The organism is Chitinophaga sp. 05T412 (assembly GCF_056396465.1).
In genome coordinates, this window is sequence record NZ_JBFTLN010000004.1 from 248972 (window position 1) to 267719 (window position 18748).

General features: G+C 43.6%; 20 protein-coding genes. All 20 read left to right on the top strand.

Going from position 1 to position 18748, the window contains the following annotated elements:
• The first annotated feature begins 37 nt into the window (after positions 1-37).
• The 20 genes from AC1DFM_RS11435 (at position 38) to AC1DFM_RS11530 (ending at position 18747) form a co-directional block, all read left to right on the top strand.
• A complete protein-coding gene (locus AC1DFM_RS11435) occupies positions 38-583 on the top strand; it encodes a terminase small subunit (RefSeq protein WP_477076857.1) in 546 nt (181 codons plus the stop codon).
• A 3-nt stretch (positions 584-586) separates the two neighbouring features.
• Entirely contained in the window at positions 587-2059 is a 1473-nt protein-coding gene (locus tag AC1DFM_RS11440) for a phage terminase large subunit (RefSeq protein WP_477076858.1), read from the top strand.
• A gap of 11 nt (positions 2060-2070) precedes the next feature.
• On the top strand, positions 2071-3807 hold the full coding sequence (locus tag AC1DFM_RS11445; RefSeq protein WP_477076859.1) for a hypothetical protein: 1737 nt from the start codon (positions 2071-2073) through the stop codon (positions 3805-3807).
• 24 nt (positions 3808-3831) lie between these two features.
• The gene (locus tag AC1DFM_RS11450; RefSeq protein ID WP_477076860.1) at positions 3832-4107 is read left to right on the top strand and encodes a hypothetical protein; all 276 of its coding nucleotides are present in this window, start codon (positions 3832-3834) and stop codon (positions 4105-4107) included.
• Between the two features lie 16 nt (positions 4108-4123).
• Positions 4124-4612, top strand: a complete 489-nt coding sequence (locus AC1DFM_RS11455) for a hypothetical protein (protein WP_477076861.1) — start codon at positions 4124-4126, stop codon at positions 4610-4612.
• Between the two features lie 25 nt (positions 4613-4637).
• Positions 4638-5462, top strand: coding sequence for a hypothetical protein (locus tag AC1DFM_RS11460; RefSeq protein WP_477076862.1), 825 nt, complete (start codon positions 4638-4640; stop codon positions 5460-5462).
• A 58-nt stretch (positions 5463-5520) separates the two neighbouring features.
• Positions 5521-5793 carry a hypothetical protein gene (locus AC1DFM_RS11465; RefSeq protein ID WP_477076863.1) on the top strand — a complete coding sequence of 91 codons (273 nt, stop codon included), beginning with the start codon at positions 5521-5523 and terminating at the stop codon, positions 5791-5793.
• Positions 5794-5833: 40 nt separating this feature from the next.
• On the top strand, positions 5834-6169 hold the full coding sequence (locus AC1DFM_RS11470) for a hypothetical protein (protein WP_477076864.1): 336 nt from the start codon (positions 5834-5836) through the stop codon (positions 6167-6169).
• Between the two features lie 9 nt (positions 6170-6178).
• Positions 6179-6481, top strand: a complete 303-nt coding sequence (locus AC1DFM_RS11475; protein ID WP_477076865.1) for a hypothetical protein — start codon at positions 6179-6181, stop codon at positions 6479-6481.
• Between the two features lie 231 nt (positions 6482-6712).
• Complete coding sequence (locus tag AC1DFM_RS11480) at positions 6713-7765, top strand: hypothetical protein (protein WP_477076866.1); 1053 nt, start codon at positions 6713-6715, stop codon at positions 7763-7765.
• Positions 7766-7790: 25 nt separating this feature from the next.
• Positions 7791-8195: a hypothetical protein gene (locus tag AC1DFM_RS11485; protein ID WP_477076867.1), complete on the top strand. Its 405-nt coding sequence runs from the start codon at positions 7791-7793 to the stop codon at positions 8193-8195.
• Position 8196: 1 nt separating this feature from the next.
• The gene (locus AC1DFM_RS11490; RefSeq protein ID WP_477076868.1) at positions 8197-9294 is read left to right on the top strand and encodes a hypothetical protein; all 1098 of its coding nucleotides are present in this window, start codon (positions 8197-8199) and stop codon (positions 9292-9294) included.
• Positions 9267-9809 carry a hypothetical protein gene (locus tag AC1DFM_RS11495; RefSeq protein WP_477076869.1) on the top strand — a complete coding sequence of 181 codons (543 nt, stop codon included), beginning with the start codon at positions 9267-9269 and terminating at the stop codon, positions 9807-9809. The genes AC1DFM_RS11490 and AC1DFM_RS11495 overlap by 28 nt, the downstream gene beginning before the upstream one ends.
• Before the next feature lie 14 nt (positions 9810-9823).
• Positions 9824-10777 carry a hypothetical protein gene (locus tag AC1DFM_RS11500; protein ID WP_477076870.1) on the top strand — a complete coding sequence of 318 codons (954 nt, stop codon included), beginning with the start codon at positions 9824-9826 and terminating at the stop codon, positions 10775-10777.
• Between the two features lies 1 nt (position 10778).
• Positions 10779-11012: a hypothetical protein gene (locus tag AC1DFM_RS11505; RefSeq protein WP_477076871.1), complete on the top strand. Its 234-nt coding sequence runs from the start codon at positions 10779-10781 to the stop codon at positions 11010-11012.
• A gap of 18 nt (positions 11013-11030) precedes the next feature.
• Positions 11031-11477, top strand: a complete 447-nt coding sequence (locus AC1DFM_RS11510; RefSeq protein ID WP_477076872.1) for a hypothetical protein — start codon at positions 11031-11033, stop codon at positions 11475-11477.
• The gene (locus AC1DFM_RS11515) at positions 11474-12070 is read left to right on the top strand and encodes a hypothetical protein (RefSeq protein ID WP_477076873.1); all 597 of its coding nucleotides are present in this window, start codon (positions 11474-11476) and stop codon (positions 12068-12070) included. The genes AC1DFM_RS11510 and AC1DFM_RS11515 overlap by 4 nt, the downstream gene beginning before the upstream one ends.
• Positions 12048-15584, top strand: a complete 3537-nt coding sequence (locus tag AC1DFM_RS11520) for a phage tail tape measure protein (protein ID WP_477076874.1) — start codon at positions 12048-12050, stop codon at positions 15582-15584. The genes AC1DFM_RS11515 and AC1DFM_RS11520 overlap by 23 nt, the downstream gene beginning before the upstream one ends.
• Positions 15581-17809 (top strand): hypothetical protein, encoded by a 2229-nt coding sequence (locus tag AC1DFM_RS11525; RefSeq protein WP_477076875.1) that lies wholly within the window; start codon positions 15581-15583, stop codon positions 17807-17809. Before AC1DFM_RS11520 ends, AC1DFM_RS11525 begins: the two co-directional genes overlap by 4 nt.
• On the top strand, positions 17806-18747 hold the full coding sequence (locus AC1DFM_RS11530) for a hypothetical protein (protein WP_477076876.1): 942 nt from the start codon (positions 17806-17808) through the stop codon (positions 18745-18747). Before AC1DFM_RS11525 ends, AC1DFM_RS11530 begins: the two co-directional genes overlap by 4 nt.
• The last annotated feature ends 1 nt before the right edge of the window (position 18748 follow it).

Below are 18748 nucleotides of genomic sequence, written 5' to 3' on the forward strand. Positions count from 1 at the left end.
TCAAAGCATTCCATAATAACTATATGGCTGCTATGAAATGAAGGGAAAGAAAAGTGAAAATATTAAACCCTCACACGGCTTAACAGCCAAACAGCTCATGTTTTGTGAGCTTTTCCTCATTTATAGAGACGGCAAGAGATCCGCTATAGAGGCCGGTTTCTCCCCTAAGACAGCCGAACAAGCCGCCTCCCGGTTGTTAAGAAATGTTAAGGTCAAGGCCCATTTAGATTCCAAAACAGAAAAAGTATTCGATAAGCTCGAAATCACCCATGAAAGGGTGATGAGAGAGTATGCGCGTCTTGCCTTCTCCGATATCCGGCAATACTTCAATGAGGATGGGGCGCTGAAGCCTCTGCATGAACTTTCCGATGATGCCGCAGCGGCGCTTTCGTCTGTTGAGACTGATGAGCTGTCTGAATATATTGACGGCGTAAAGGTGAAGCTTGGAGAAACGCGTAAAATAAAGGTTTGGGACAAGCGTGGTGCCCTTGATAGTATTTGTAAGATAAAAGGCTGGAATGCTCCCGAAGAGGTAAAACATACTGGTAAGATTCGTATTGGATACGGCAAAGAGGAGGATTAGCATATGGAATTTGAATATGATTTGGAATTTAATCCGAAACTATTCAATCCGCTGCACTGGCACCTTCAGCCGGCGCTCCGGGACCCTAAAATACGGTACATATACATCGAGGGTGGATCCAGCGCGGCAAAGACTGGGGAAATATGTAACACACTTCTTAAGGACCAGCTGGAAAATGATTATAGTTCTTTGATATTTCGCCGCTTCCATGTTGATATCCGGGATTCCGTATACAGTTCATTTGAGCTAGCACGTACAAGGTTGGAGCTTACCGACTACTACACCATGCAACAGGATCTGTTCAAGTCAACAATGAATGATGCCAGGTTAAGATTTCGCGGCCTTGATAACGAGGAGAATGTCAAGGGTATTGAAAAGTTCAATGTCGTTTATAATAATGAGTGGAACCAATTCACTGAAACTCAGTGGGGGCAACAGAGAAAGCGTTTACGCGGTCGCCCGAATCAGAAGTTTATCTGTGACTGGAACCCCGTAAGTGCTAATCTATGGATTTATAAGAACTGGCTTGACCTGGAGGAGTGGATTGACCTGCCATTGACAATTGACGCACCAACCAAGTGGAATGCACTCAATCCGGACTATTCTTTCAAGAAAATAAATAAACGAGGTGACAGTATCTGGATAAAGGTCACCTATCGTGATAATTTCTGGGTTGTTGGGCATCCATCTGGCAAGGGTGGTTACCTGGACGAACACACATTGGCCGATTTTGACCGCGATCGCATAAATAAGCCTAACCTATATCGGGTGTACGCAAACGGCGAAAGAGGTATCATACGGACCGGCGGAGAGTTCTGGAAGCAGTTCAATGAAATCAAGCACGTTAGGGCGCTGAAGATTGAAAAAAGCACATTACATATTTCATTAGATGAAAACGTAAACCCGTATGTAACCGTCGCCTGCTGGCAGATTATTGCAAAAGAGTTGCGCCAGGTATGGGAGATACCATGCAGAACACCAACCAACAACGCGGTAAAAGCGGCCATGGCATTGGCTGCATGGCTTGGACATATTAATTATCAAGACGTTGTTTTTATCTATGGAGACCCTTCGGCATCAGCCAGATCAACGGTGGATGAGAATAACGCATCATTTTACGATAAATTCATTGAAGTTCTACGGAAGGCCGGATACACGGTCATTAGCCGCGTAGCTAAATCGGCCCCTGAGGTGGCGCTAAGTGCCGCTTTCATTAATGACATATACGAGAATGAGCTGAATGGATACAGTATAGTTATAGCAGATACCTGTAAGGTTAGTATCGATGATTATTGCATGGCCAAAGAGGATAAGGACGGGAAGATGTTAAAGGCAAAGACAAAAGACAAAGATACCGGTGTTACATATGAGCCAGTTGGTCATTATTCTGATCAGAAACGATATTTCATTACAACGATCCTTGCCAGTGAGTTTACACTGTACAAGGCCAGAGAGAAAAAGTATTTCGCATATTAAACATACATAGCATGAACTGCAGTATTGATTATATAGCCAATGTGGTAAAGAATAATCCAAGCAAAGACAGGATTATGAAGGGGCGGGCAATGGCTGATAAGCTCATGCTGCATCTTTATGGTGTTGGTATGGAGGCTGCTTTAACCCAGTGTGAATATTTCGAGAACAGGGATATCTATTCAGTGCGCCGGCAATATGCTGTGTCTAATAAGGATCTTTTCGGGAGAGTGCTCCAACAGGAGGATATGGTTTTCTCTGCAAAGGGAGGATCATCATATTTCAATCTACCTGAAGCTGAAGAGCGGCAGATGAATGCTATTTTGGATGAGGTCAGGTATGGCGAATCCCTTCGCAAGTGGATGCGCAATTTTGGGTTACCAGCATGGAGGGCTGACCCCATGAGCGTTATTTTCATTGAAGTTGAAAAGCTCGATATTAATTCTAATACAGCGCCCAGGGCATACCCAACATACAAGAGTATTTATAGCATTTATGATTATCTGACCACTGGCCGTAGATTAGAATACATCTGCTTCAATCTCACAGCAGGCCAGGCTCTTGAATTTGGAATCAATGATCCTGATCTGAAGGAATATGCCGCATCGGCCGAAACAAAGTATTATCGCTTTGTTGACGATGCCAAAGATATGTTTGTTAAGTGGACAGGGGACCAGGTATTAATCATCGGCCAGCCTATTGAAAACCCATGGGGGACTACTCCGGGATTTATTACAAGCAACATGATGATGTTTAATGACCCTCAGCTATTCCTTTCGCCGTTATATCTCACTGTTGAATTAGCTGATTCATTTCTTACCGATAGATCTATACGCGATCTGCAAAAACGCTACCATGGTTTTTCAAAAGCCGTTGAACCATTATTAACCTGTTCGAATTGCGCCGGTACTGGCTTAATCGCCGCCAAAGCATGCCCTGATTGCTTGTCTGAACCAAATGCGATTCAGGGGACAGGATATAAGATGAAAACAAAAGTGAGCGACGTGGCTCGCTTCCCGATGACTCTTTTCGAGAATGGTAATTTCGATTTCCACAAAATATTTGGTTATGTCACTCCTGATATACAGGGGTGGGAAAAGCAAGATGCAAGCCTATATGACTTAGAGAATCTTATCAATATGACTTACTGGGGAACCGGTCACGCCCAAACGCCAACCGGTCCTAATACAAAGCCTGGCCAGGCACAGCCAGACAGCGCAACAAAGACCCTTGACGACCGGCAGCCCCGGTACTCTCGTTTGAACACGACCGCCGAATGGCTGGAAAAGAGCGAAATGCTTATTGCTGATTTCATTGGAAAATACTGGTTTGTCAACTTCAAGAAATCGGCTATCGCCGCTGGCAGGTACTACATATTCGAAACGCCCAATGAATTGATGTCTGAATATCAGGACATGAGGACAAAAGGAGCGCCAGAGGCGAGCCTTTATGAGGCGCTTGAGAAGTACTACCATTCTGTATATCAAAACAGCCCTATTGAGCTGGCAGTACGTATAAAACTGCTTTATGTTGAGCCGTTCCCTCACCTAAAGATTGGAGAGGCAAAGAATATAGTTACAGATCAATTGGATTTCAATTGTAAGCTGTATTTCGGAGAGTGGTATAGCACCATGAAGGATATTGAAATAGTAATCAATTCAACTGACGTACTGCGCACCAGGTTGCGGGCGTATGTTCAGGCAAAAAACATCCCAGCGCCACAACCACCTGCGCCAGTTGGAGCAAATTAATAAGTCACTAACCAAACCTAATATATGTTACCATTTTTGAAAATAGTAATCACATTGGCCGGTGAGCCGGCGGGTGGTGAAAGGGCTTACCCAGAAGATGATAAGGAGGTGGAATGCATGATCCAGCCAACACATATAGCCGCCTATCATCCTGGTTATTATTGGGGATCATTCATCTATCTAAACAACGGACAAGTATTATGTGCCAAGATAGAATGCGACGTGCTGGAGCTGAAGATAAAAGAATACTGGAGTCAGGTAACCGCATTCACGAAGGCTAAAAGCTCAATCATTTCCTAATCCTAAATCAAATAAAATGCATCACAAAACAAAAGAGAAGCTTGTTAAATTGAAAGAATCCGGCCTAACCGCCGATGAATTACGCGAACAGATGAGGATAGACAATGTGCCATCTGAAGAAGCGGAATCGCTTATAGCAGAATTATATTCTGGTGCTGGTGTGCCTCCAGGCACTGAGCAGCCGGGAAGCCAAGGCTCTGACGGAGAAGAAAGCGAAGAGATTGTAAAGTTTGACTACGAAAACCTGATCGACGATAATTTCAAGGCATACAGGGCGCACGTGGCCACTCTTCCGCTACATCAAATGACGGATTATCATGTCTACAAAGTGGAACAGGTGATCAAAGAGTTGTATCCAGGCTTACCTGATACCCCTAAGTACTTAGCTGGCATCCGCATTACGAACAATAAGCCACTACATGCGACACGGGTCGCTCCTCATGTAGCTAACGAATTGAATGCACAGCTGCCTAATACTGGCCGGTATTATCTCCTGAAACAATAATCATTCACACTAACCTTAAGAAATTATGCCATTAACAGCAGAAGACAGAGAAAAACTGAAGGGCTTCGGCCTTGATGTTGAGAAGTTGGAAGCAGCCGTTAAAGCTGACACCGAAACTAGCATTGAAATATCTGACGATGTAGTAGTAATGAAAAAAACAGAGCTTACTACACGTGATGAAAATAACAAGACCCTGGGCAAGAAGGAAGGCGAAACAGAAGGAGAGAAGAAAGGTAAGGAGCTTGCCGCTAAGGATCTGAAACGCAAATTCGGTATCGAGGATGAATCCAAGGATTTGGCCAAAGTTGTTGAGCTTGTGAATGCAAAAGTCGCCACCGGTGATGTCGGACTGAAGCAACAAAACGATTTATTAATCCAGGATAAAGAAAAGTTGCAGGCTGAACTGGATAAAGAAAAGGGCGTGTCAGCTGCTGCTGCATTTGACAGTAAATTAATAACCTATTTCCCTGCAAACCGTGATACTGGACTGAAAGATGGCGAACGCCTGATCTTGATGAAGCAAGAGCTCACATTTGAGCAGGTAGACGGAAAGACAATCACGAAGCGCAATGGCGAGGTGGTACGCGATCCGAAAACACAGGATCCACTCCCTCCGGATAGGGTTGTTCCTGATTACTTCACAGAACGTAAATGGGCATCAGTAGTTGGTCCAGGCGGTCGAGGTGGCGGAGATAACAACCCAGGTGGCGGCACTGGTTTGAAGAAGCTTTCACAGGTACAGGAGCAATGGCAAAAGGATAATCCAACCGGAAATCTGGTTTCTCCTGAGTTTCAATCTCATCTTGAAACAGTGATGAAAGAAGTTCCGGATTTCGATGTGTACAACTAATACTTTCCTGTTTATTCACCGAGCGGAGTGTTTGCATTTCGCGTTTAAATAGTATCATATGCAACCTATTCAATTTCCGGAATCAAACTTTGTATTTACGAAGCCGGCAAACATGACTGATGATGAGTGCAGTGATTTGCATGTATGGAAAGGTGAAGTGCCTATAGGAGAAGGTGGCAGACCCTTTCGAACTATCATATCCAAGTGGAAAATGTCTCCTGAAGAATTACAGGAGGCTATAAAGTCAGGGGGAGAGGTTTATCTTTCCATTACTGGAGAGGGTATGCCGCCGGTATCTGTATTTGTTGGCAATCCATTTACTGAGCAATAGTAGTCACCAGCCCCGTTAATTCGGGGCTTAATCCTGTTTTATGAACAACGTGCAATTTGCTGAATTATGGGATAAAGAAGTTGAATACAGGTATAAGTGGGTTGAACAGCAAGAAGAGAAAATTATACTACGTATTTTAAGCACGCACTTGGATCGCCCCGCCGTGAAGGAAGATGCGCGGCTTATTACGGCGGTCTTTTTGGCCGGTAATGATGATGTGTATGATATCTTTATAGACAGTCATAACATGGGGCGCATGGAGCGATATGGCATCCTTACGCCATCTTACGGCATTAAGTTTACACCAACAGCAGCATATGAAGCATTGTTGCCTTTTCGATCAACGCCTCGCGGTAATTATTCCAGTAACATTTAATCCTGTTTTATGAGCGATATTCGAATAGATCATTTAATTGATCTTCCAGCATTAAGAAAAGAATACGAAAGCCTAACCGATGAATTACGAAATGTCGGGGAGGTATTAAAGCTTAAGGCGTACGTGTACGAAGGCAAAGGTCATTATTTAGGTGCGCAATTGGTTTTGCTTGCACAGAACAAAGCTCAGGCTGAAGCCATGGCAAAGCAGGAGTTTGAAAAGAATGGCTTGCAGGTGCGGGATACAGATAGGATAAAAGAACTGCCTATCCGGGAGCCTGGCGTACTGTTCTTTAACAACGGAGATTACTGATTTATGAGCTAACTATTCATGGTAATGGACTGGGCCCCTTCATTGGGGCTTTTTTATTTCCTCTATAATTAATTTTGTTACTATAGATTTTATCTATACATTTGTTATTAGAAATAGCTCCCCGCTATTTTAATCAGGTGGTACCTGATTCTTGCCTGGGATGGTATCCCAAAACTCCGGAGTGGTACTCCAAGCCTCACACAACATTCTTTCACAACTAATTATAGCACCATGGCTAATTACGCTACGAGCGTACTTGCTAAGGGTCAGGCTATTGTTACCCAGCGTAACCAAGCCCCTGAGCAGCGCCGTAAGATACCTACCGTAATGGAGTTGGCACTGAAGAACCAGGAGTACAGCATACCTAATGCGCCTGAACTCCGCAAATCAGACCTTCGCCCAGTAGAAATCTACTACCAAACAAAAGTTGCCCAACAGAGCACAACTACAAAAGCATATAACCACACTGGTGGTTTTGGCGATTCAGGTAAGACTGAATTAGTGTATATCACTCACGTTGAAACACTCAGTCTGCCGCGTAAAATCGCACAGAACAACATCCTGACTTATCAGACGATGTTCAATAACCTGTATGAAGAAAAGTGGCGCAATATCCGTAACCGGCATGATACGTCTGCGCTGGCCTTCTTGTTGGCAAACCGTATGCAGTTAGCTGCCGCAGTGGTTAATCCGCAAATCGCTTCAGCTAATCCGGGAACCTGGAATGACACTCTTTTCGCGCTGGAAATCGACCAGACCAAGAAGTCTCGATTCATTCAGATGGTGAAATCGTTCATGGCGGCCCGTTATTTCACCGGCGACTACGACATCGTTTCTGATCTGCAGTCAGCTGCTGAATTTGAGTTCCAGATGAACCAGGGCGCAGGTAACCAGGCAAACACTTCTTTCCAGTTTGGAAATGCCGCAATCGCAACCACACAGGATGCTATATCCACTGACTATGCACTCGGTGCTGTATTGGCTATGCCACGCAGATCATTTGCCGGCATGTACTGGAATGACGCTCTGAATAAAAGCGGCAGCGTTAATAGCGGCGAAAACGAAGTCGGTGTTATGGGTACCCAAAAGGATCCATTCGGCAGCGGTGCGGTAGCTGATATTTCCTTCTATACCAAAAGGGCTGACACCTCCGGAAACGGTACAGGTGGATCTCCTCAAGACGTAGTTGATCAGTACGAAATCGCCCTGACCATCGCCTATGCGCTTCCTCCGCTGTCATTGACTGGCGACTCTGTTGTTCACCTGATTGGTCAAGCATCTTAATCTAATCACCTAAAAAGCAAAAGCAATGAAAAAGATTCTTTTTCTCTTAATGCTGGTGATTGGATTCATTTCCATGGCATCAGCTCAAAAAGCAACCCTCATGCCTCTTGTGGCAGGGGATACAGTCGTAAACGCGGGCACGGTAACAAAGACATTTTCTGCGTCTGCCGGATATTCAGCAATGGGCGTGCAACCTGTTGTTACAAAGATATCAGGCACGGTTGCGGGCACTCTATTTCTTTACCAGAGTCTCAATGGTACTGACTTCGTAAAGACTACCGACTCTCTGAGTCTTACCAATGTAGCAACAAACACAGTTGTCTGGTCGAAAATAACAACACCTGGCGTCTATTATCGAGTTATCGCCACTGGAGTGGGCACCATGTCCGCCGTGGTAAGATTGAATTACGTTTTACGCAAACACGACTAAGATGTACCGGCGCGATGAAGTCATAGCGGCATTATTTGGCAGGGTAGGGTTTAGGCAACCCACCCAGCCAGAGTATGCAATAGTGGATACGGATAATCTGAAAGCAACATCAAAGCGATATTATGACGGCTTCCATGCTGAAGTAACGATTCAGAACTTGAAAGATGGAGCTAATCCGGATGTCTCAATTTCGGATGCTGACTTCAATGACTCGTTAAAGAATCTTCAAGAAGACTGTATCGCATCTGTTCTTGATGGCGTGTTTGCGGAACCAGAAGTAATTGAGCAGCAAACAGAGTTCTTAACTACAGACTGGAAACAGGTGCTTATTCCTAATGCCGGCCGATTTGTCGGAAGGCAAATAAAGATTGGCCCCGATCCCAGGAAGTCTGTCCGCATCAATGCTGTAACGCTTTACTTCAATGGCATAGCAACCTTCCCTCTATACTTATTCAGCAGCGTAAAGAAGGTGCCGATTAAGCAAATAGAGGTAACGACTGAAGCCGATAGCCAGGTGATAGTTGCTCCTGATGACTGGGCCCTCAATTATCTGGATGGAAACATAAAGGGCGGTATTTACTACCTCGGATACTTTCAAGATGATTTGGGTGCCGTACAGGCTTATGATGAACAACCCACACAATGGTTTTGCGGCAAGGTTTACGGATCAAACATTATCGAAGCAATAAAGGTTGCAGGACAAACTGATTTTATCCGGTATAATCCCTACATCACTTCGCGCACTCATGGGTTGAATATAGAATTTTCATCTGTTGTTGATTTTACGGAAGTTATTGTAAAGAACCCACAGGCTTTTGATAAAGCAATTGGCCTTCAGATGGCTGCAATGGTAGTTGAAAAACTCATTCACAGCACAAGGTCAAACTATATACAGCGCATCGGAGAAGCCGGTGCCGCTAGGCTATACAATGACCTGAATCTTGATATGCAAACGCCTGACCTGCCATATTCATCTGGATTAAAAAACCAGTTGCGCCGGGAGCTGAAACGGTTAAAGGAGAATTTCTTTCCGAAACAAAAGGCAACATCAAACACACTTCAACCTTCATCATGCTATATACCAAGACTGCACCGATAGGGATAGATATCCCTATTCAGAAGCTGCAGGTATATCTGCATGAAAAGCTAAATGCTCTTTGGAATCTGCCAGCGGCTCAATATCAGGCCTATGGTAGGTGTTACCGAAATCAAAAGGATAACGGGTATGTAGCAGAAGGTTATCGAGGGAAGAATGAATACATCGATCTATATCTCGATGACCGATATCAAGCGCTTTCTTTTTTCGGAGTAGGAGAGAAGATAGAATACAAGATCGGCAACTCGGCAGATGTGCATCTTGTCTATTTCGTAAACGTCCAGGCAATAAAAAGCCTACTACATAGAGGGGATGAAGAGGTCCGTAAAGATGTACAGAACCTGGTGGAAAGCGGAATATATGGCTTTACGTTCTCTGGTATTAGGCTAGGAATAGATAATGTACTGGAAGAATACCCGGGATCGGTAAGGGACAAGGGGCTGAAGTTCCGGGATATGCACCCGTTTCACTGCTTCCGTCTTGACTTCTCAATTAATTACAACATTAATCGCTGTTAAAAAAATATTAAACAATGGCAACATTAAATGAAATGATCTGCGCCGTGAACCTGAAAAATACAGGTTTTGGGGAATGTGTGATTGATCCAGCGGAGATTTTTGGTTCAATACGCGTGCCGAAGGGCAAGGTTTTCACTTTGGCTGAATTAGCCGATCTGCGGAATACACTGGATGCGGCCTCTATGGCCCCGTCAAAGGCAGATAGAATCTTCCCGATTCACAACTATCTCAATACCACTGATAATAGTGAAGATGTCGTTTTCGAAACCATTGGCGCAACACAGTTCCCAATCAGAGACGGTCATTACCGGTTAACATTTCAGTATAGAGATGGCGCACTATGCCTGAGCAATTCTTTGCAAACGCATAATTTCCAATCTTCATACTGGATACACTATGATAAAAACTTCATGCTACTCGGCTGGAGAAAGTTAGATGCAACCGGTCTTACTTATGGCCTTGCGGGTATCCCTTCAGTATTCCATGCCCATAAATGGAAAGTAGCAACACCGACTACTGCGGCCAATTATTCCGTGTACTTCGATTTCGATCCAGTGTACTTCAATAAGTATCTCGGATTTTATCAGGCCGATTTCCCGCTCTCTGAAATTGTGGGCCTCCGTAACGTAAATCTGGTACAATCTGGTGCATCTGCTGCAGGTGTTGTTAAGTTATTGGCAAAAACAGGTTGTGATGGAGCAAACATGTATGACCAGTATAGTACCCAGCTTGGCGCGGGTGCTGTATGGGCGGCTATTAATGCCACTACCGGTGCAACAATAACAATCACCTCGGCCGCTATCGATGCAAATATCAAGGGGTTTACAATCACACTGTCATCCGCTGACCCTGATTATCCTGCAACTACTGGCGGTTTGGTTACCATTAATTTGGTCGATCCGGTCGCGCTGGATACGGCTGGCGTAAGTGGTTTTGAAGGTATTCCTATCACTGTCCTAAGAGGATAATATGCAGATCCCAGTTACGAAAATAGACTTTCACAAATCAGTACATCAGGGCTGGACCCTGGAGCAATTTCTGAGAAGGTATTCTCCCGTTTATCCTGATGCTGATTTGGAAGCATATGCAAAAGAATTAGGGTTAGTGACTGAGCCGGCTGCAGAAGATAATCCAGCGCCGGCCACTACCCTTGTCATTGTACCATCCATATCAGCAAAGACCAATACAGAGGGCGACGAGTAGTCGCCCTTACTTAAAGCCATGGCTACCATCACTCAGCTCATGAACCGCATTGACAATCTTAATCTGAACAAGATTGCGGCAGAGAGCATGCGTGAGACAAAGAAGGATTTTGTAGAGTGGCAACAGGAGCAACTGGATCAAGGCAAAAAGAAAACCGGAGGCAGTATAACGCCATTCTATAAGCCTGCGACGATCAGGATTAAGAAAGAGAAGGGGCAACCAATAGATCGGGTCACGCTAAAGGATACCGGCTTCTTTTATAACTCTATTTTTTTAGTTGTAAAAGAATCGCAGAAAGCATTTGCTGCTGTCAGTTCAGATGTAAAATCTAAGTGGCTCCTCAGTAGGTATGGTGAAAATATTCTCGGTTTAGGTGGCGTCTATAAAGCCGGATATGTTTCTGATGTGCGCCCAGTGTATATGAGAAAGATTTCAGACGTAATAAAATTATCGGTCAGTTCATGAAATATACCTGTACAAATCTTCCGCTTTCAATCTTCATAGCATGTGTATGCGATGAAGATTATTCCGCGCTTAATGAAGATAAGGCGCAGGCGGCGATAGAATGGCAAGTGTTATATCAAGAATATTTGCAATTGTCCGGTGGGCAGCGTGAAAACGAAGCTTTCCAGTTGCAGATTGAGATTAACAGGGTATTCTACCGGCAATATGTACTGACTGAAATAGTTGGAATACTTCGGAAGTATGTTATCCAGGAGGCCATTGAAATACTTTCAAAAGAAGGCTATAAGGTGACTTATGATGAAGACGATATTCCCGGCTATCACAAACAGCTCGACAAAATTATAGCTCGTTGTAAGACTATGGAAATAGATATCAGCGAAAAAAGATTTCGATTGGAGCAATTAGAGAAGTTGGGAGAGAAGGGGCAGAAAGTTGATCGGTTTTACTTCGACAAGAACCTTGCTGTGTTATCGAAATATAGTGCTTATCCAATTGATGAAAGTAAAACTACTGTATCCCGCTATATAGCAATATGTAACCTACTAAAAGAGGAGTCCGAAAAAGTGCAGCATGGCAGACGACAAAATAAATAGTGTCATTGATGAGGCGAAGATTCAAAAACAGTTCGATAAACTGTTTAATCTCCTTGTGCAGGCCATTGGCGCTATAAAGGAGGTTAATAATGCCGCAAAGGGCATGAACTTTGGCAGTGGCTTCAAAGAAGCTGCCGAAGCTCTTAAGAATGCCAGAAGCTTCACTGATCAATACAAACAGGCAAAAGCAGAGGCGACTCGCCAAGAATCACTCCTTACTCAAGAATTAATAAAATCAAAAACGGCGCTTGCTGCATTTACCCTCGCGCAAAAACAAGCTGCTGCCGAAGCAAAAGCAGCTAAAGCTGCTATCGTTGGTGAAGCGGGCAGCATCCTCGATCTACGGAACAAGCTAAAAGATATGACTGCTCAGTGGGACAAGCTGGGGCCAGCTGCGCGAAAATCAAATCAGCAATTATTATCCTCGATAAAATCGGTACGTGATGAATTAGGCAAATTAGAGGCCGATACAGGCAGAAGTCAACGAAACGTAGGCAACTATCCAAAGCAGATTGTTGGGGGCGCTACGAGTCTCGCATCTACATTAGGCATCACATTGGGAGCTGCTGCTGTAGCAAGTAGCAACTACGATGTCTCCGACCAACTTGGGGATCTTCAGAGGATCATGGGCTTAACCGCAGATGAATCGGACCGGTTATATGATAGTCTGAAGAAATTAGACACCCGCACCTCTGTATCGGGACTCCTTAATATAGCCAATATTGCCGCCAAAGCAGGCGTCGCTAAAGAAGATATAGTAGGCGTTACCCAGGCCATTGATAAATTAGTGGTTGTTCTTGGTAAAGAGCTAGGCGACGCGGACAAGGTGACCGAAAGCCTCGTAAAGATATCCAATATCTTCTCCAAAGACGGCAAGGTTACTGGCGAGTCATTAACTGCCATTGGTAATGGTATTCTGCAGCTTGCAAACGCTGGTGTCGCTACCGGACCCTTCATCGTTGACTACACACAACGCCTTGCGGGGTTGGCTAAAACTGCAAATCTAACATTGGCCTCTGCGCTTGGTCTTGGAGCCGGTTTTGAAGAGCTGGGGCAAAGCTCTGAAGTAGCAGGAACTGCAACAGTGCAGATCCTGCTGAAGATGTCACAAGATGTTCCAAAGTTTGCCAAAATAGCCGGTAAGAGTATAGAAGATTTTACAAAAACCCTCCGCGAAAAACCAGCTGAAGCATTAATCCAGGTCGCTGAGGCATTGGCGAAGAATAAAACAGGCCTCGACCAATTGGGGCCAGCATTCGCCGAAGCAGAGACAAAAGGCGTTCGTGTAATGTCAACATTCATGACACTTGGTGGCAGCGCTGACTTTTTCAGAGGAAAAATTGCATTGGCCGGTAAGGCTCTTGGAGAATCATCAAGTATCAATGAGCAATTCGAAATTAAAAACAATACCCTTGCAGGTAGTATTGACAAGCTAAAGAATGCTATAGTAAGCCTTACAACAGATCCAAATTCAAATCTTGGTAAATTCTTCAAATCCTTAATTGATGCCGGTACGGGTGCTATAAAAATTGTTGATAAGCTATTAGAGAGGATGAATGGATTCAGTAATCAGGAGCTGACCCCTGAAGGTTTAGCAGGATTATCAAAAGCTAAAACATATGGTGGTCTTTCCCAGGGGCGGGTGTTGGATACTGAAAGATTTAATCAGGGCCTTTCGGAGGCTATTGCCCGTGCAAAACAAGCAAACGACCAGTATATTAAAGACTTTGGCCAAAGCACAGGTAAAGAACAGCAAATTTTCCTAGAAGCCATTGAAGGAGATTATGCTCAGGCGAAAACCGTGATTGATAAATTCCGTGCGGAACGGAAAACGGATACGGCTGAAGGGATAGCGGCCAATCTTAATTACATCCAGTTGGCTGATAAGCTCGTAAGGGCGCGGCAAACCTTATTGAATGCAAATAAACCAACTAATAGTGGGGGTGACAGTGGTGATATTCTTACCAAGAAGGAACAAAAACAACAAGATAAAGATGCGCTGCTACAACTAAAAGCAGAAACAGATCGCGCAAAGATCCGTTCTCAGGCTGAAATTGATTCCCAAAAAGATATTGCAGACAATGACAAAAATACATTGGCGGAGCGTCTTGCTGCCGCGGAGAAGTATTACAGTCTCAGGAATAGACAAGTTGAGAATGTTGCAAATGCGGAAAAGAAAGCGCTGGATGAGCAGATCAGCCAGGGTAAAGCAGTAAACGAGCAGAAACTGCTTGTTGATGATCAATATACTGCGGAGAAGGTAAAAAATATGAAGGATCTAGGGAAAATGACTTCCGGCATCCTAAAAGATAATGCTACAGATGAATTAAAAGCCATTACTGATGCACTGAGCTTCCAGCAGATTGCTATTGAGAAGAGACAACTTGAAGAAACGTCCCAGCTAAATAAACTTCATTCCGCGGGCCTTATCACAACCGAACAATACGAGGCTGAGAAGTTACGAATTGAAAATAGTTATGCAATTGAAAGCTTAAAGGCTCAGATTGAGGCCACCCAGAAGATTCTTGATATAAAAAAACTACAAGGAGCTGATATTACATCAGAACAACTAAAACTCAATGAGCTATCTAATAAATTATATGATGCTGATTTAAAATACTATCAATCTGTTGAAGAGCAAAAGACCGCAAAAACAAAAGAGGAGGCAGAAAAAAGAGCAACAATAGAGAAGCAGAAACAAGAGCTGCTTAAGGAGATCTTTAAGGCGTCGTATGATCTGTTGGTCACGTTGGCAGAAGCCGACTACACAAGGCAGAAAAATCAAGTTCAAGAAGAGATTGATCAGATAGATATTAAAAAGCAGGCCGAAATTGATGCCGTAAATAATACAACACAAGCCGCTGAAGGAAAGGCCGCTCAAATAAAGATCATTGAAGCAAAGGCGCAGGCCCAGAGAGAGGCTCTGGATAGGCGCCAGCGTCAAATAGACCAACAGAAGGCGCAATTTGATAAGATAAAGGCAATTTTTGAGATAGGCGTTCAAACTGCGGTGAATATTGTAAAGGTTGCACCAAATCCTATTCTTATGGCACTAGCCGCGGCATTAGGTGCTATACAGATTGGAATTGTAGCCGCAAAGCCAATTCCCAAATATGCGAAGGGGACCAAAGATCACCAAGGCGGCCCCCTTGTCGCGGGCGATGGTGGCCGGAGCGAGGTTATCGTTACGCCTGATGGCCAAATCATAAAAACTCCTGCAACAGATACGATGTATGACATGCCAGAACATACGCGCGTATTTCCTTCCATGGAAGATTTCTTCAAGTACGCCTCATTAGCCGCATTCCAACCATTGCCGCCTGTTGATTCATTTGGTGGTGCAGTAATGGCAAAGGAGATAATAAATGGATTAGGAGAGTACATATCCAATCTGAATGATACTGTAAAAAGCAAGCCAGTAGCCAATATTACAAACTATACAAAAGACGGAATTACCAGGATTAATGAAGAAAATAATTCGTTCACCAAGTATGTAAATAAATACATGACGTGAGACTAAAAGAGTGGTTATACTTTCTGACCGATGATATCGGTAATAGTTATGCAATTAGCAATAACAACGTTATCGCTGTGCCTACTCCTTCGCCATTGGGTAATACGCCTGATGGATGGCGCGATCAAATGATTAATGTCAAGAAAAGTACTACTTATTTTGGGACCACCCGCGAGTTTACCATTCCTCTTCGTTTTGTGAGAACCGGTGCGCGGATACTGCGTACAATTGTTTATACGCAGGGATTTGAGAAAAATGTATACCTGATAATTCTAAAGCTGGACCCGCATGATCAGGTTCATAAGAATTGGTATAAAGGAGAGATCGATTTTAGCCAAATGACAGATGAGCTCGACTTCTTTGACATCACGGTTGCAGAGGGTGGGCTGCCTAAGTACTTAAAGGCCAACGAGGCCATTACCTATGAGATCCCTTTGAATAGTGATTCAGAGACATTGGAATTAGATGGCATTGCCTTAAAGCAGTCCACCACATCGCTTATAACTGGATGGACAGAGCAGACTGGATTCGATATTATGGGAGCGCATTTACCCGAATCAAGTATTCTTGGTAATGAAGGAGAAGATATACCAACTTCCGTCAATGCTACGTCTTATGTTAATTTGAAAGACAAAGACAATACAGATAACCCCAGTATTTACGCAACTGGAAATTCATTTTTTAAAGGTACAACTAGTAGTGATATAACGTTCTCATGTGATTTTAGATTCAAGTCAGCATATTATCAAACGCCTGTAGGTGGTGGTACGCAGCCTCTTCCTCCGTGGGAGCCGATGGAAATAAGGGTTGATCTCAGGGTATTTAGGGGAGGAGTTATAAATCAAACCATAAATATATATCACAGTAATGATATAGGCCTTTATTATAACGCTCCACTGCTAACGAAAAATCTTGTATTACATGAGGTAAAAGGAGACTTCACCATGCATGTTGAGCCAGATGATCAGGTCTTTTTATATTTGTATGCTACACCTTGGAGGACTTCGCCGGGAAGCATTTTTGGTGGTGGCGAGTTCGTTACATTTTGGTATAACGATGCTGATGATCTAAACTTTCAGCCTGGCACTGTATCAGTGCGATTTTATTTCCGGTATAAACCAACCAAGGCCCGCGCATTACGTTCAGATAAATTATTTAAACAACTTGTAGAGAAGCTTTCTGAAGGTCACAATACTGGTGCCGCAGACTACTTATCGCCAACAGGTGCGGGCACATCAGGCAATCCATTCCGTACCATTCTGATTACCTCTGGTGATGCCATTCGTCAATTAGACAACTCTGTAATAAAAACCAGCTTCAAAGATTATTTCAAATCGATGAATACCCCTAAAAATATCGGAATTGGCTATCAAGGGGATAAAATGATTTTGGATAAGAAACGGGCTTTTTTCACGGGCGATATAGTGTACAATTTAGGTTTTCCAAAATCACGCCCCAAGGTGACCCTCGCTGAGGATTATGTTTTCAGCTCCATGAAGATAGGATATCCAGACAGCGACTATGATGATATCAATGGCAGAAGTGAGTTCAATAATACTTTTGAGTGGAACCTGCCAGTTAAAAGGGTCGTAAAAGAGCTGGATTTACAGAGTATATATCGCGCGGATGGTTACGGCATTGAATTTACGCGTATAAATCTGGTAGGCAAAACAACAACCGACAATAAGAGCGATAATGACGTCTTCATGATTGACGCGGCAGGTGTTATAAATGAAAATGGACAAATTGTATGGACCCCATTCCGGCCTATTTTCTATTCAACAACTGGGCTACTAAGTGCAGGTTCAGTCATTAATCTAGGCATTACGCCTAAGCGCTGTTTAAATAATCATGATGATTTCCTGCATTCATTTTTGTTCAAGCTGGATGATCAGAAAATTACATATCAGACCACAGAAAAGAACTCCGCAGTGTCTACAACAGATATCCTGGGTAGGACCGTTTCGGAAAAAGCAGATGTATTTGTAAGTAGCCTTAATCAGGGATATTTCCAACCATTCTACCTGGAGGTAACAATACAGGTTCCGATAAACATGATCGAATTGATAGCCATGTCCCGCGCCGGCCGATTTCAATTTGAATGGGATGGGGTTCCGTATCGTGGAGTGTTGATTGATGGCGGTATAAAGCCCGTGACCAAGGAAGAGGTTACGCTAAAACTATTGGCCTCTTCTGATTGTGACCTTACAAAACTAATAGCATGAGTGATAATGTAGTTTACATACCGAAGAGTGGGCCGCTAAGATTTGTAAGGCTTAATCCTCCTGCAGTGGCGGGAAAGAACTTTATGCACTTTGATGAAGACTGGTTCATCAATACCATTTCCCCGTACGATGAGAAAGTCACATACTATCAGAAGTGGCAGCAGACAGACACAATAGCAGTGCAACTGAAAGCAACTTTTGCTCCGGTTCAAATACAATTGATCACCTGTGACCAAACAGTAGTCAAAACGGTCATAGGAGAGAAGAAGACAACAGATATAGTAGGTCAGCTTTGGAGCATTTATGAGACCAGTGTCCAATTGGCGGACGTTCCTGAAGGCATATACTATGCCCTACTTTCTGTTGGATATGATGATTTTGTACAGCAATTCATAAGTGAACCAATTGAGGTGAGATTGAAGCATGAAAACACCATGCTGTTTCAGTACACACATGCTACTAATCAATATGGAATCATATTCGACACCGGGTATAAGCCAAGCTTTCGTTGTGAAGCAACTGTCAATGAATTTCTGCCTGGCGCAGACGAAACAGTCTATGTGGATCAGATTTATGATACTACATTGCTTTCATCGACACCATTTCGGAATTTCAAACTGACAATAGGGGATGTTTACGGAGTGCCGGATTGGGTCGTTGATATGTTGAATCGGATTTATGCCTGTGATACAGTTATTGCTGATAAAAAGCAATATGCGCGGCCAGAAGGAACTAAGATGGAGAAGGCGACACGGGCGGGATATCCCTTACTGCTTTGGCAAATGGATCTCCGGGAATCGCAGAATGATTATGAGAATAATTACGACGCTGATTTCGACGCAAAGAGCATGGTGGCATACAATATTCAGACTGATGCATTTGGAACATTTAACAATCAAGTGCCAAACAATACTGTTCAAATAATTCAAGTGGGATAAG